The organism is Streptomyces sp. ICN903 (assembly GCF_022015835.1).
Classification (GTDB): domain Bacteria; phylum Actinomycetota; class Actinomycetes; order Streptomycetales; family Streptomycetaceae; genus Streptomyces; species Streptomyces fenghuangensis.
In genome coordinates this window covers 1-12,542 of record NZ_JAKMAY010000176.1, presented here as the reverse complement: position 1 = coordinate 12,542, position 12,542 = coordinate 1, and the positions used below count along the sequence as shown (strand labels likewise).

Sequence of the window (12,542 nt, the reverse complement as noted above, 5' to 3'; positions counted from 1 at the left end):
GCCCCCCGGCCACGCCGTCCCGGCCGGCCGCACCCCCGACGCCACGGTCTCCTCGCTGCTGCGGCAGGCAGGGGTCATCCGCGTCGACACCGTCACCGAACTCGTCGACGCCGGGGTGCTGCTGGCCACCCAGCCGCTGCCCGCCGGCCCGCGGGTGGGCATCCTGGGCAACGCCGAGTCGCTGTGTCTGCTCACCTACGACGCCTGCCTGGCCCGGGGCCTGCGCCCGCAGCCCGTCACCGACCTGACCACCGAGGCCGGCCCCGAGGACTTCCGGCGGGCCCTGGCCGCCACCCTCGCCGACCCGGCCACCGACGCCGTCGTGGTCACCGCCATCCCCTGGGTGGACGGCAGCCACGGCCCGGGGGACGCGACCCTGCTGGCCGAGGCGCTGTCCCGGGGGCTGCGCGAGCCGGCCGGCGGCGAGGGCGGCGGCGAGGGCGGTGACCAGGACGGCGACCGCGGCGGCGCGGAAGCCGCGAGCGCCCCGGCCAAGCCGGTGGTCGTGGTCCATCTGGCCATCGAGGGCCTGGACGCCGCCCTCGCCGAGCACCGCCTGCCCGCCTACCCCGCCCCCGAGCGCGCCGTGGGCGCCCTGTCGGAGGCGGCCCGCTACGCGCAGTGGCGGCGGGAGGCGGCCGAACCCGGCCGGGTGCCCGAGTACGACGACATCGACGAGGCGGCCGCCGCCGCCCTGCTGACCCGGGTGCGCGAGCCGGACCGCGGAACGCTCCGCAGCACCCCCCTGAGCGGCGGGGAGGCGGCCGAGCTGCTGGGCCACTACGGCGTGTCGGTGCAGCCCGTCCTGCCCGCGCCCGACGCCCGCGCGGCCCGCGCCGCCGCGAAGAGGCTGGGCTACCCCGTGGCCCTGAAGACCACCGCCCCCCATCTGCGCCACCGCCCCGACCTGGGAGGCGTACGGCTGGACATCGGCAGCGAGGCCGGCCTGCGGCGCGCCTACGCCAGGATGACCGAACAGCTGGGCGATCCCGCCGAGCTGCGGCCCGTCATCCAGGCCATGGCGCCCCGCGGCGTGGACACCGCGGTGAAGGCCACCGTCGACCCCGCCATCGGCGCGGTGCTCTCCTTCGGACTGGCCGGCCCGCCCTCGGAACTGCTGGGCGACGTCGCCCACCGGCTCGTCCCCGTCACCGACCGGGACGCGGCCGAACTGGTCCGCTCCATCCGTTCCGCGCCCGTGCTGTTCGGCTGGCGCGGCGCCCAGCCGGTGGACACGGGTGCCCTGGAGGAACTGCTGCTGCGCGTCTCCCGGCTGGTCGAGGACCATCCCGAGGTCGTCTCCGTCGACCTGGAACCGGTGGTCGTCGCCGCCCGCGGGCTGACCGTCCTGGACGCGGCCGTCCGCGTCGCCGAGCCGCCCGCGCCCTTCGGCACGGCCCACCCCGCCTGGGCCGACCTCGGCCCCCGCCGCCTGCCCGCGTACTGACCCGCCCGGTCCCCGTAGGATGGGCCGCATGGCGAAGACCGGTACGACGACCCAGGGGCTGCGCGCGGCCATCGAGCGCAGCGGCTACTACCCGGCTCTCGTGGCCGAGGCGGTCGAGTCCGCCGTGGGCGGCGAGCCCGTCTCCTCGTACGTGGTCCACCAGGAGACGACCTTCGACTCCAACGAGGTCCGCCGCCACGTCACGGTGCTGGTGCTCACCGACACCCGGTTCATCGTCAGCCACACCGACGAGCAGCCCGCCGACGGCACCTCCCCCTCGCCGTACGCCACCACCTCCACCGAATCGGTGAAGCTGGAGCGGATCTCCTCGGTCGTCCTCAGCCGCGTCGTCGCCAACCCCGAGTCGTACACCCCCGGCACCCTGCCGCGCGAGGTCGTCCTCACCATCGGCTGGGGCGCCGTCTCCCGCCTCGACATGGAGCCCGCCAACTGCGGCGACCCCAACTGCGAGGCCGACCACGGCTACACGGGCTCCCTGACCGCCGACGACCTCTCGCTGCGCGTCAGCGAGGCGGGCGACGGACCGGACACCGTCCGCCAGGCGCTCACCTTCGCGCAGGCGCTGTCCGAGGCCACCGCGGCGACCGCCGGCGCCCGCTGATGGTCCAGCCCCTCCCGTACGGCCCGGCCGCCCACGATCCGGCTCCCCTGGACCCGCGTACCGCTCCCGTACCGCGCTACGGTGACGCCTCGCTGGCCGATCTGCTGCCCGCCGTCGCCGCCGGACAGGGCGTGCCCGGACTCTCCTCGGGCCTGGAACTGGAGCCCGCCGACCGGGTGTGCGTCTTCCTGGTGGACGGCATGGGCTGGGAGCTGCTGGCCGCCCATCCCGGCGAGGCCCCCTTCCTGGCCTCCCTGCTGGCCACCTCCCGCGGCGGCACCGGACAGCCCCTCACCGCGGGCTTCCCCTCCACCACCGCCACCTCGCTCGCCTCCGTGGGTACCGGCCAGGTGCCCGGCGCCCACGGACTGCCCGGCTACACCGTGCTCGACCCGGCCACCGGCGAACTGATGAACCAGCTGCGCTGGCAGCCGTGGACCGACCCGTACCAGTGGCAGCCGTACCCCACCGTCTTCCGGCTCGCCGACGCCGCGGGCGTCGCCACCTGCCAGGTCACCGCCCCGCACTTCGAGCACACCCCGCTCACGAAGATCGCCCTGTCGGGAGGCTCCTTCCTGGGCCGGCTGTCGGCCGAGGACCGCATGGACCTGGCCGCCGAGCGGCTGGGCTCGGCCGGCCGCTCGCTGGTCTACACGTACTACGCCGAACTCGACGGCAGCGGCCACCGCCACGGCGTGGACTCCGACGCCTGGCGCGGCCAGCTGATGTACGTCGACCGCCTCGCCCAGCGCCTGGCCGAGCAGCTCCCGCCGCGCTCCGCGCTCTACATCACCGCCGACCACGGCATGGTGGACATCCCGCGGGATCCGGACGCCCGCTACGACTTCGACCACGACTGGGAGCTGCGCGCGGGCGTCGCGCGGCTGGGGGGCGAGGGCCGGGCCCGCCATCTGTACGCCGTGCCCGGCGCGGCCGGGGACGTCCACGCCGTCTGGCGCGAGGTCCTGGCGGACCGGGCGTGGGTGGCCACCCGGGACGAGGCGATCGAGCTGGGCTGGTTCGGGCCGGAGGTCGACGACCGGGTGCGCGGCCGGATCGGCGACGTGGTGGCCGCGATGAGCGACACGGCCGCCGTCGTCGCCACCGAGACCGAGCCCAACGAGTCCGAACTGATCGGCATGCACGGCTCGATGACGCCCGCCGAGCAACTGGTCCCCCTGCTGGAAGTCCGCACATAGCCCGGCGCCGCCGCATCCCGCCGGATCCGCCCGCAGCCGCGCACTGCCCGCGCCCCCCACGTCGACCGCCGACCGCCGACCGCCGAAAGGTTCCGCCTCCCCATGCCCGAACTGGTCTTCTTCGCCGGAACGATGGACTGCGGGAAGAGCACCCTCGCGCTCCAGATCCAGCACAACCGCTCGGCGCGGGGACTGTCGGGGATGATCTTCACACGCAACGACCGGGCGGGGGAGGGCCGGCTCTCCTCAAGGCTCGGTCTGGTCACCGAGGCGGTGGAGGCGGGCGAGGGCTTCGACTTCCACGCCCATCTGGTGCGGCACCTGACATCCGGCGGGCGCACCGACTACGTGATCGCGGACGAGGCGCAGTTCCTCGAACCCGGGCAGGTCGACCAACTCGCCTGCGTCGTCGACGATCTGGGCATCGACGTCTTCGCCTTCGGCATCACCACCGACTTCCGCACCAGGCTCTTCCCGGGCTCGCAGCGGCTGATCGAGCTGGCCGACCGGATCGAGTCCCTCCAGGTCGAGGCGCTGTGCTGGTGCGGCGCGCGCGCCACCCACAACGCCCGCACGGTCGGCGGCCGGATGGTCGTCGAGGGCGCCCAGGTCGTCGTCGGGGACGTCGCCGGCGCGCAGAGCCCCGCGGGGGAGGACGTCGGTTACGAGGTGCTGTGCCGCCGCCACCACCGGCGCCGGCTCACCGCGGCCGCGGCCCGGGCGGGGGCGCTGTCCCCGGACGTACTGCCCGTGGACGGTGCGGACGCCCCCGCCCTGCACCGCGGCTGAGCACCCCTCACGGGGCGCTTCCCGCGAAAGCCCTCACGAGCCCCGGCGGCCCGTGTGGATCACCGCGAAGGGGGCGCCCTCGCGGTCGGCGACCCGCGCCGTCCGCCCGTACGGCGTGTCGTGCGGCGGCAGCAGGACGCGCCCGCCCAGCTCGGTCACCCGGCGCGCCGCCGCGTCGGTGTCGGCCACCTCGACGTACATCAGCCAGTGCGAGCCGCGGTCGTGCGGCAGTCCGTCACCGACGCCGTGGACGCCGCCGACGATCCGGCCGTGCGCCGTCAGGGTGAGGCGCTCCGGCTCCGCGTCCGCGCCGCCGGCACCGCCCGCCCCCGGGTGCCCCCCGGCGGGCTCGGCCTCCAGACCGAACACCGTCTGGTAGAACTTCTCGACCGCCGACGCCCGGTGGGTGATCAGCTCGTTCCACACCACCGTGCCCGGACCGCCGCCCATACGGGCCCCGGGCCGGGTGTCCGTCTGCCGTATCCCGAAGGAGGCCCCGGCCGGGTCCGCCGCGATCGCCACGCGCATCGTCCCCTCCATGTCCAGCGGCCCCACTCCGACCGTACCGCCGCACAGCCTGACCAGCTCCGCGGCCTTGTCGGCGTCGTCGGCGGACAGATACGGCAGCCAGGCGGGCAGGCACTGCCGTCCCCGCGGCATCTGGCCGATGCACGCGACCTCGTTCCCGTCGAGAAGTGCGCGGAAGTGCGGGTCGGCCGACCCCGGCCCCGGGCCCTGCCGGTATTCCCAGCCGAACAACTCGTGGTAGAACTCCCGGCTCGCCGCCGGGTCGTGGGCCAGCAGACTCAGCCAGGAGGGGGTGCCCGGAGCGTGTCGTGCCACTGCCTCGGTCATCTGTTCACTTCTCTCCTCGGGACCGTCGTCGATGCGGTCGTCCGGTGATCTTCCATGCACTGTCGGTGGCCATGGTCTCATTCGGCGCCCATGCCGCGCACGGGGCCGTCCCGCCCGGGAAGAGGACGAGACGGTCCTCGGGGAGGATGGCGGACATCCCGCCCAAGTCCCCGCCGTGCACGCCGACACGGGCGGGCCGCGCCGGGCGGTGGCGAGGACATACGGGAACGGCCGCGCGAAGATACGGCCATGGCAGTCATCGTCTCCCCTACCCAACTCGCGCGCGAACTCACCGGTTCGCCTTCCCCACCGCATACCCCGCCCACGCTGCTCGATGTCCGCTGGGAGCTGACCGGCCCCTCCCGGCGACCGGAATACGAGGCGGCGCACCTGCCCGGAGCCGTGTACGTCGACCTGGAGACCGAACTGGCCGGCCCGGTGGGGGAGGGGACGGGCCGTCACCCACTCCCGGACCCGCAGGTGTTCGGGGCGGCCATGCGCCGGGCCGGGGTCCGCCAGGGGCATCCGGTGGTGGTCTACGACGGCGGCCGGGGATGGGCCGCGGCCCGTGCCTGGTGGCTGCTGCGCTGGGCCGGCCACGAGGACGTACGGGTGCTGGACGGCGGCCTCGCGGCCTGGGAGGGCCCGCTGACGGGGGAGGCGCCGCGGCCGCCCGAGGGCGACTTCACACCCCGGCCGGGTTCGCTTCCCGTGCTCGACGCCGACGGCGCGGCGGCCCTGGCCCGCACCGGGGTGCTGCTCGACGCCCGCTCGGGCGAGCGCTACCGCGGCGAGGTCGAGCCGATCGACCGCGTCGCCGGGCACATCCCGGGCGCGGTGTCGGCGCCCACCACCGAGAACACCGCCGAAAGCGTCTCCGGGGGCGCTTCCGGAAGCGCCCCCGGCGCCTTCCGGCCCGCCGCCGAACTGGCCGCCCGCTTCGCCGCGCTGGGCATCGACGCGGACACCGAGGTCGGCGTCTACTGCGGTTCGGGGGTCTCCGCGGCCCACGAGGTCCTGGCCCTGGCGGTCGCGGGCATCGACGCCGCGCTGTATCCGGGCTCCTGGTCGCAGTGGTCCGCCGACCCCTCCCGCCCGGTGGCCACGGGCCCCGAGCCGGGCTGAGGAGCGGACCGGCGCACACGCCAGGGGCGGCGGGGCCCGGCCCCGCCGCCCCTGGCCTACTCCTGCTTCTTGCGGCGCGTGCCGAAGACGATCTCGTCCCAACTGGGGACCGCGGCGCGGCGGCCCGGGCGGACGCCGTCCGCCTCGGCCTGGCGGTCGGTGCTGCCCGTGAGCCGGTCGCGGTGGCCCGCCACCGAGCGCGGCATGAGCACATCGGCGTAGGCCGCCCCCGCGCTGGCCGCGGGAGCGGGCGGCTCCACCGCCTCCGGCTCCTCGGCCTCGTCCTCCGGTGCGCCGTCGGGCGAGGAGGACTGCTCCGGCACCACCAGATCGCCCCGGAAGCTGGGCACCGCCTCCAGCAGACTGGTCAGTGAGTCCCGCTCGCCGACCCCGTCCTGGCCCGCGGCCTCCGAGGGCTCGGACTCGGAGGCGTCGGAACGCTCCGTCCGGTCGAAGCGGTCACGCGGCAGCCGCGCGATGCGCGGCACGAACGGAAAGCTCGGCTCGGGGGTGTCGTCGCTCTCGCCGATCAGCGCCCGCGCCTCGTCGTCCACGGCCTGCACCAGCCGCCGCGGCGGGTCGTACGTCCAGCTCGCCGAGTGCGGCTCGCCGGCCACCCGGTAGACGAGCAGCACCTCCCAGGTGCCGTCGTCCCGGCGCCAGGAGTCCCACTGCACCGTGTCCTTGTCGGCACCGCGCAGCATCAGCCGCTCGGCCACGGCCTCGCCGAGCTGCGGGCCGGTGCTCTCGCCGGGGCGACGCACCGGTGTCTTGCGGGCCCGCTCGGCCATGAACGCGCGCTCGGCGAGCACCGGCCCCTCGAACCGCCGTACGCGGTCCACGGGGATGCCGGCGAGCTGGGCGACCTCCTCGGCAGTGGCTCCGGCCCGTATGCGCGCCTGGATGTCGCGGGGACGCAGATGGCTCTCGACCTCGATCTCGATCTGGCCGAGCCGGGCGCGGTCGTTGCGGACGGCGGCTCGCAGCCGCTCGTCGATCGGGAGTGTGTACTCCGTGTTGTCGGCAGCCTTGAGCACCAGCCGTGTGCCGTCGTTGCTGACGGCCACGACACGCAGTTCGGGCATGGGAACCTCCCGGGTGGTGCCTGCCGACGTCACGTGCGTCGCTGCTCCCGTTGGACGAGTGTGGCGTGCCCGGGCGCAGCCTGCCACAACCTTGCCGACCTGCCCGGCGTGTCGGGCCCGCGCCCTGATCCGCCACTGTGGCACGGTTGCCTGTTGACCACGGAAAGTGACCGGATCGGTGACTGTCCGTGGTACCGGCTGACCGGAGCCGGGGTCAGGGCTCGCCACACTACTCCATTGGGGCCACACCGTTGGATCGGCACGCCGCCCAAGTTCTCACAGTGCGGGGGAGTTGAACACCGCGCGGGTCGCAAAAAGACGGCATCGAAGGTGTGGATCTTCACGGAATCCGCCGAAACGGAACCACCACCCTGGCCGGAAACCGCCTGACGGGGCGCACGGAGGAAGATACGTGCGACCCGGCCCGGTAGGGGGACGGGCGGGGCGGCGGGCTGACGGCAGCGGACTCACGGCGGTGGACCGGACAGCGGTGGACCGGTGCCCGGCTCAGTCGCCCAGCACCCGCCGAAGGTGGTCGTTGCCGAACACCCGGTCCGGGTCGAGGCGGTCGCGCAGCGCGGTGAACTCCGCGAAGCGCGGGTAGACCCCGGCCAGGTACGCGGCGTCGCGGCTGTGCAGCTTCCCCCAGTGGGGGCGCCCGCCGTGCGCGACCATGATCTGCTCGGCGGCCGTGAAGTACCGCTCGTGCGGGGTCCCCCGGTACACGTGCACCGCGATGTAGGCGGTGTCGCGCCCCGAGGCCGTGGACAGCGTGATGTCGTCGGCGGGCGCGACGCGCACCTCGACGGGGAAGTTCACCCGCAGTCCCGAACGGTCGACCACCGCACGCAGTTCGCGCAGCGCCTCCACCGCGGCCTCCCGCGGAAGGGCGTACTCCATCTCCACGAAGCGCACCCGGCGCGGGGAGGTGAACACCTTGTAGGGGATGTCGGTGTAGGTACGGGCCGACAGGGCGCGGCCGGCGATCCGCGCGATGCCGGGAACGGCGGCGGGGAAGGCCCGGCCCACCGAGCAGGCGGCCTGGAAGACGCCGTTGGACAGCAGCTCGTCCTCCAGCCAGCCGCCCAGGCGCGGCAGCGGGTCGGCCGGGCCGTCGCTGCGGTTGTTGCGCTTGGTGACGCAGCGGTCGGTGTGCGGGAACCAGTAGAACTCGAAGTGCTCGTTGCCGCGCACCAGATGGTCGAAGTCCTCCAGCACCGCCTCCAGGCGCATGGGCTCCTCGCGCGCGGTCAGCAGGAACAGCGGCTCCACGGCGAAGGTGATCTCGGTGATCACTCCCAGCGCCCCCAGGCCGATGCGGGCCGCCGCGAAGACGTCCCCGTTCTCGCCGCCCTCGCCCCCCGAGCACCGCAGGACCGATCCGTCGGCCAGGACCATCTCCAGAGCGCGGATCTGGGCGGCGAGCGAGCCGGAGTCGCGGCCGGTGCCGTGGGTGCCGGTGCCGACCGCGCCGGAGACGGTCTGCTCCATGATGTCGCCCATGTTGGTCAGGGACAGCCCCTCGGCGGCCAGCGCCTCGTTGAGGTGCTTCAGCGGCGTCCCGGCGGCCACCGTCACCGTGCCCGCCTCGCGGTCGATCCGGCGGATGCCGGTGAGGCGGTCGGGGCGTATCAGCACCCCCTCGGTGACGGCCACGGGTGTGAAGGAGTGCCCGGTGCCGGCGGCCTTGACCGTCAGCCCGTCCTCGGCGGCGCGGCGCACCACCTCGGCGAGCGCCTCGGTGGTGGAGGGGGCCGAGGTCCGCAGCGGACGGGCGGTGGCGTTGCCCGCCCAGTTGCGCCACGTCGGCGGCGCGGGCCGCCCCGCGCGCCGTGCTGTGTGCGTGGTCATCGCTGACGGCCCCTCCCCATGACTGGCGTACCGCGCGGACGGTGGCCCCGCCGGTCGGAGGGGGATCATACTCACGCGGGCCCTCTCCCGGACCCCCGCGGGTCCGGGCGGTGGGCGCCGGAGCCGGATGGCAGGATCGAGACATGTCCGACGCAACTGACGCCCGCCCCTACGACGCCCTGCTGCTGCTGTCCTTCGGAGGACCGGAGGGTCCCGACGACGTGGTGCCGTTCCTGGAGAACGTCACCCGCGGAAGAGGCATTCCGAAGGAGCGGCTGGAGGAGGTCGGGCAGCACTACTACCTGTTCGGCGGGGTCAGCCCGATCAACGCCCAGAACCGCGAGCTGCTCGCGGCCCTGCGCGAGGACTTCGCGGCGAACGGACTGGACCTGCCCGTCTACTGGGGCAACCGGAACTGGGCGCCGTACCTGACCGACACCCTGCGCGAGATGGTGGCCGACGGCCGCCGCCGGATCCTGGTGCTGGCCACCAGCGCGTACGCCTCGTACTCCGGCTGCCGCCAGTACCGGGAGAACCTCGCCGAGGCCCTGGCCACCCTGGAGGCCGAGGGACTGCGGGTGCCGCGGGTGGACAAGCTGCGGCACTACTTCAACCACCCCGGCTTCGTCCGCCCCATGACCGACGGGGTGCTGGCCGCCCTCGCCGAGCTGCCCGGGGACGTCCGGGCCGGGGCCCACCTGGTCTTCACCACCCACTCCATCCCCCTGTCCCAGTCCGAGACCTCCGGGCCCGACGGCGGCGCGTACGTCGCCCAGCACCTGGACGTGGCACGGGTGATCGCCGCCGCGGTGCGCGAGGAGACCGGGGTGGACAGGCCCTGGGAACTGGTCTACCAGTCCCGCAGCGGCGCCCCCCACATCCCCTGGCTGGAGCCGGACGTCTGCGACCACCTGGAGGCGCTGCACGGGCAGGGTGCGCCGGCCGCGGTGATGGTCCCCATCGGTTTCGTCTCGGACCACATGGAGGTCCTGTACGACCTCGACACCGAGGCGATGGCCAAGGCCGAGGAGCTGGGCCTGCCGGCGGTGCGGTCGGCCACCGTCGGCGCCGACCCGCGCTTCGCCGCGGCCGTGCGCGACCTGGTGACCGAGCGCGCCGCCGCCGAGCGCGGCGAGAACCCCGAGCGCTGCGCGCTGGGCGCGCTGGGCCCCAGCCACGACGTGTGCCCGGTGGGCTGCTGCCCGGCGCGTACGCCCAAGCCCGCCGCCGCGGGCGCCGACAGCCCGTACGCGTGACGCCGTCCCGGCGCCCGTACGACACCCGTCCGATGCCCGCATCACACCGCCGAGGAGAGCCGTGACCGACGCCGCAAGCTCCGCCGGGCCAGCCGCCGGCAGCCCTGCCGGAACCGGAGCGGAGACCGACCGTGCGACCGCCGCCGTGGCGGGCCCGCTCAACAGGGAGCTTCTGGGCCTCGCGCTGGAGGCCGCCCGCCGGGCGGGCGCGCTGCTGAGCGAGGGGCGCCCCGCCGACCTGGGGGTGGCCGCGACCAAGAGCAGTCCCGTCGACGTCGTCACCGAGATGGACATCGCCTCCGAGAAGCTGATCACCGGCTTCCTGACCGACCACCGCCCCGATGACGGCTTCCTGGGGGAGGAGGGGGCCTCCAGCGAGGGAGACAGCGGGGTGCGCTGGGTGATCGACCCGATCGACGGCACCGTGAACTACCTCTACGGGCAGCCCGCCTGGGCCGTCTCGATCGCCGCCGAGCACCGGGGCGAGACGGTCGTCGGCGTGGTCCACGTCCCGCCGCGCGGCGAGACCTACCACGCGGTGCTGGGCGAGGGTGCCTGGCTGAACGGGAGGCGTGTGCGCTGCCGCCCCTCGCCGCCGCTGGGGCAGGCGCTGATCGGCACCGGTTTCAACTACGTCGCCGAGCGCCGCGGGGCCCAGGCCGAGGTGGCCCGCCGCCTGCTGCCGGAGGTCCGCGACATCCGCCGCTCCGGCTCGGCCGCCATCGACCTGTGCGACGTGGGCGGCGGGCGGCTGGACGGCTTCTACGAGCGCGGGCTGCATCCCTGGGACTTCGCCGCGGGCGATCTGGTCGCCCGCGAGGCGGGCGCCCTCACCGGCGGGCGGCCCGGCTCCCCGCCGACGGGCGAGCTGACGGTGGCCGCCTCGCCCGGGGTCTTCGGCGCGCTCCAGCCGCTGCTGGAGGAACTGGGCGCCTGGCACGACTGAACGGACCCGGTCCGGGAACGAGGGGCACCGACCCCTCCTGCGCCCCGCACGGCGGCGCCCCGGGAGGTTCTCCCTCCCGGGGCGCCGCCGTGCGATGCCGGTCAGGCGCCGGTGGTGGCGCCGATCTCCACTCCGTACTCGGCGGCCAGACGGCGCAGATCCTCGAGCTCGGCCTGCTCGACGTCCACCAGGAAGTCGTCGCCCGACTCACGAGCGCGGATCAGGTCGGACTCCGTGGTCCGTATGCGCTGCAGAATGCCTGCGGTGAACGCGTCCATGGTGCGCCCCCTCGTCGTGGGTCGTCGGCACGGGGCGTGCCGGGGGTGGGACGATCACGGTGTGTACCCCGAGCGGTCGGCCGACGGCTCTTCCGGGGCTGGGAAGAGGGGTCGTGACATGCCGTCTACAGGGCGTGATCGCGGGTGTACTGCCGTCCTCCCCATCCCAAACCTCAGAGAAACCTCAAGAAGGACGAAAATTCGGTGAACGGCTGCGACGGAAGTCCCTTACGGCCCGTTTACTGAGGTCGCGGGCACGATGGACATGATGGAACAGGACGGGAAGCACCCCCGCCCGGCTCCGTGCCGCTCCCGAGCCGCCCCCGAACGGCCGGGACGGTTCCCGCCCCGTGAAGCCCCGCCGGCCGAAGGAAGGACACCACCCGTGCGCGTACTCGTCGTCGAGGACGAGCGGCTGCTCGCCGATGCCGTGGCCACCGGACTGCGCCGGGAGGCCATGGCCGTCGACGTGGTCTACGACGGCGCAGCGGCCCTCGAGCGCGTCGGGGTCAACGACTACGACGTGGTGGTGCTCGACCGCGACCTGCCGCTGGTCCACGGCGACGACGTGTGCCGCGAGATCATCCGGCTGGGCCTGCCGACCCGGGTGCTGATGCTCACCGCCTCCGGCGACGTCAGCGACCGGGTGGAGGGCCTGGAGCTGGGCGCGGACGACTACCTGCCCAAGCCCTTCGCCTTCAGCGAGCTGACCGCCCGGGTGCGGGCGCTCGGCCGCCGCAGCACCGCGCCCCTGCCGCCGGTGCTGGAGCGCGCCGGGATCCGGCTGGACCCCAACCGCCGCGAGGTCTTCCGCGACGGCCGGCAGGTGCAGCTGGCCCCCAAGGAGTTCGCGGTGCTGGAGGTGCTCATGCGGAGCGAGGGATCGGTGGTCTCCGCCGAGCAGCTCCTGGAGAAGGCCTGGGACGAGAACACCGACCCGTTCACCAACGTCGTACGGGTCACCGTGATGACCCTGCGCCGCAAGCTCGGCGAGCCGCCGGTGATCGTCACCGTGCCCGGCTCCGGATACCGCATCTGAGTCCCTCATGACACCCAGCACGCCCGGTACCCCCGGCCCCCATCCCCAGC

Annotated in this window: 12 protein-coding genes; 8 read left to right on the top strand and 4 right to left on the bottom strand. The window is 74.5% G+C overall.

Going from position 1 to position 12,542, the window contains the following annotated elements:
• The 4 genes from L7D48_RS18245 to L7D48_RS18230 form a co-directional block, all read left to right on the top strand.
• Window positions 1–1,447 (top strand): acetate--CoA ligase family protein (locus tag L7D48_RS18245; protein WP_237880524.1); only part of this gene is annotated, 1,447 nt, incomplete at its 5' end.
• A gap of 28 nt (window positions 1,448–1,475) precedes the next feature.
• The gene (locus tag L7D48_RS18240) at window positions 1,476–2,069 is read left to right on the top strand and encodes a DUF5998 family protein (protein ID WP_093851244.1); all 594 of its coding nucleotides are present in this window, start codon (window positions 1,476–1,478) and stop codon (window positions 2,067–2,069) included.
• The gene (locus L7D48_RS18235; RefSeq protein ID WP_237880523.1) at window positions 2,069–3,268 is read left to right on the top strand and encodes an alkaline phosphatase family protein; all 1,200 of its coding nucleotides are present in this window, start codon (window positions 2,069–2,071) and stop codon (window positions 3,266–3,268) included. The genes L7D48_RS18240 and L7D48_RS18235 overlap by 1 nt, the downstream gene beginning before the upstream one ends.
• Before the next feature lie 102 nt (window positions 3,269–3,370).
• Complete coding sequence (locus tag L7D48_RS18230) at window positions 3,371–4,057, top strand: thymidine kinase (RefSeq protein WP_237880522.1); 687 nt, start codon at window positions 3,371–3,373, stop codon at window positions 4,055–4,057.
• Window positions 4,058–4,090: 33 nt separating this feature from the next.
• Here the strand turns inward: L7D48_RS18230 and L7D48_RS18225 are convergent, their stop codons facing one another.
• On the bottom strand, window positions 4,091–4,912 hold the full coding sequence (locus L7D48_RS18225) for a VOC family protein (protein WP_237880521.1): 822 nt from the start codon (window positions 4,910–4,912) through the stop codon (window positions 4,091–4,093).
• A gap of 249 nt (window positions 4,913–5,161) precedes the next feature.
• On the opposite strand from L7D48_RS18225, the gene L7D48_RS18220 reads away from it, so the two are divergent.
• Window positions 5,162–6,037, top strand: coding sequence for a sulfurtransferase (locus tag L7D48_RS18220; RefSeq protein WP_237880520.1), 876 nt, complete (start codon window positions 5,162–5,164; stop codon window positions 6,035–6,037).
• Window positions 6,038–6,093: 56 nt separating this feature from the next.
• On the opposite strand, the gene sepH is transcribed toward L7D48_RS18220, so the two are convergent.
• Entirely contained in the window at window positions 6,094–7,155 is a 1,062-nt protein-coding gene (gene sepH, locus L7D48_RS18215; protein WP_237880519.1) for a septation protein SepH, read from the bottom strand.
• 474 nt (window positions 7,156–7,629) lie between these two features.
• The gene (locus tag L7D48_RS18210; RefSeq protein WP_237880518.1) at window positions 7,630–8,973 is read right to left on the bottom strand and encodes a D-arabinono-1,4-lactone oxidase; all 1,344 of its coding nucleotides are present in this window, start codon (window positions 8,971–8,973) and stop codon (window positions 7,630–7,632) included.
• Window positions 8,974–9,116: 143 nt separating this feature from the next.
• Between L7D48_RS18210 and L7D48_RS18205 the strand changes: the two genes are divergently transcribed.
• Window positions 9,117–10,229 (top strand): ferrochelatase, encoded by a 1,113-nt coding sequence (locus L7D48_RS18205; RefSeq protein WP_237880517.1) that lies wholly within the window; start codon window positions 9,117–9,119, stop codon window positions 10,227–10,229.
• A gap of 145 nt (window positions 10,230–10,374) precedes the next feature.
• Entirely contained in the window at window positions 10,375–11,175 is an 801-nt protein-coding gene (locus tag L7D48_RS18200; protein WP_237880525.1) for an inositol monophosphatase family protein, read from the top strand.
• Window positions 11,176–11,276: 101 nt separating this feature from the next.
• Here L7D48_RS18200 and L7D48_RS18195 read toward each other — a convergent pair whose 3' ends face one another.
• Entirely contained in the window at window positions 11,277–11,453 is a 177-nt protein-coding gene (locus L7D48_RS18195) for a hypothetical protein (RefSeq protein ID WP_237880516.1), read from the bottom strand.
• 385 nt (window positions 11,454–11,838) lie between these two features.
• Between L7D48_RS18195 and L7D48_RS18190 the strand changes: the two genes are divergently transcribed.
• Window positions 11,839–12,492, top strand: coding sequence for a response regulator transcription factor (locus L7D48_RS18190; RefSeq protein WP_237880515.1), 654 nt, complete (start codon window positions 11,839–11,841; stop codon window positions 12,490–12,492).
• The last annotated feature ends 50 nt before the right edge of the window (window positions 12,493–12,542 follow it).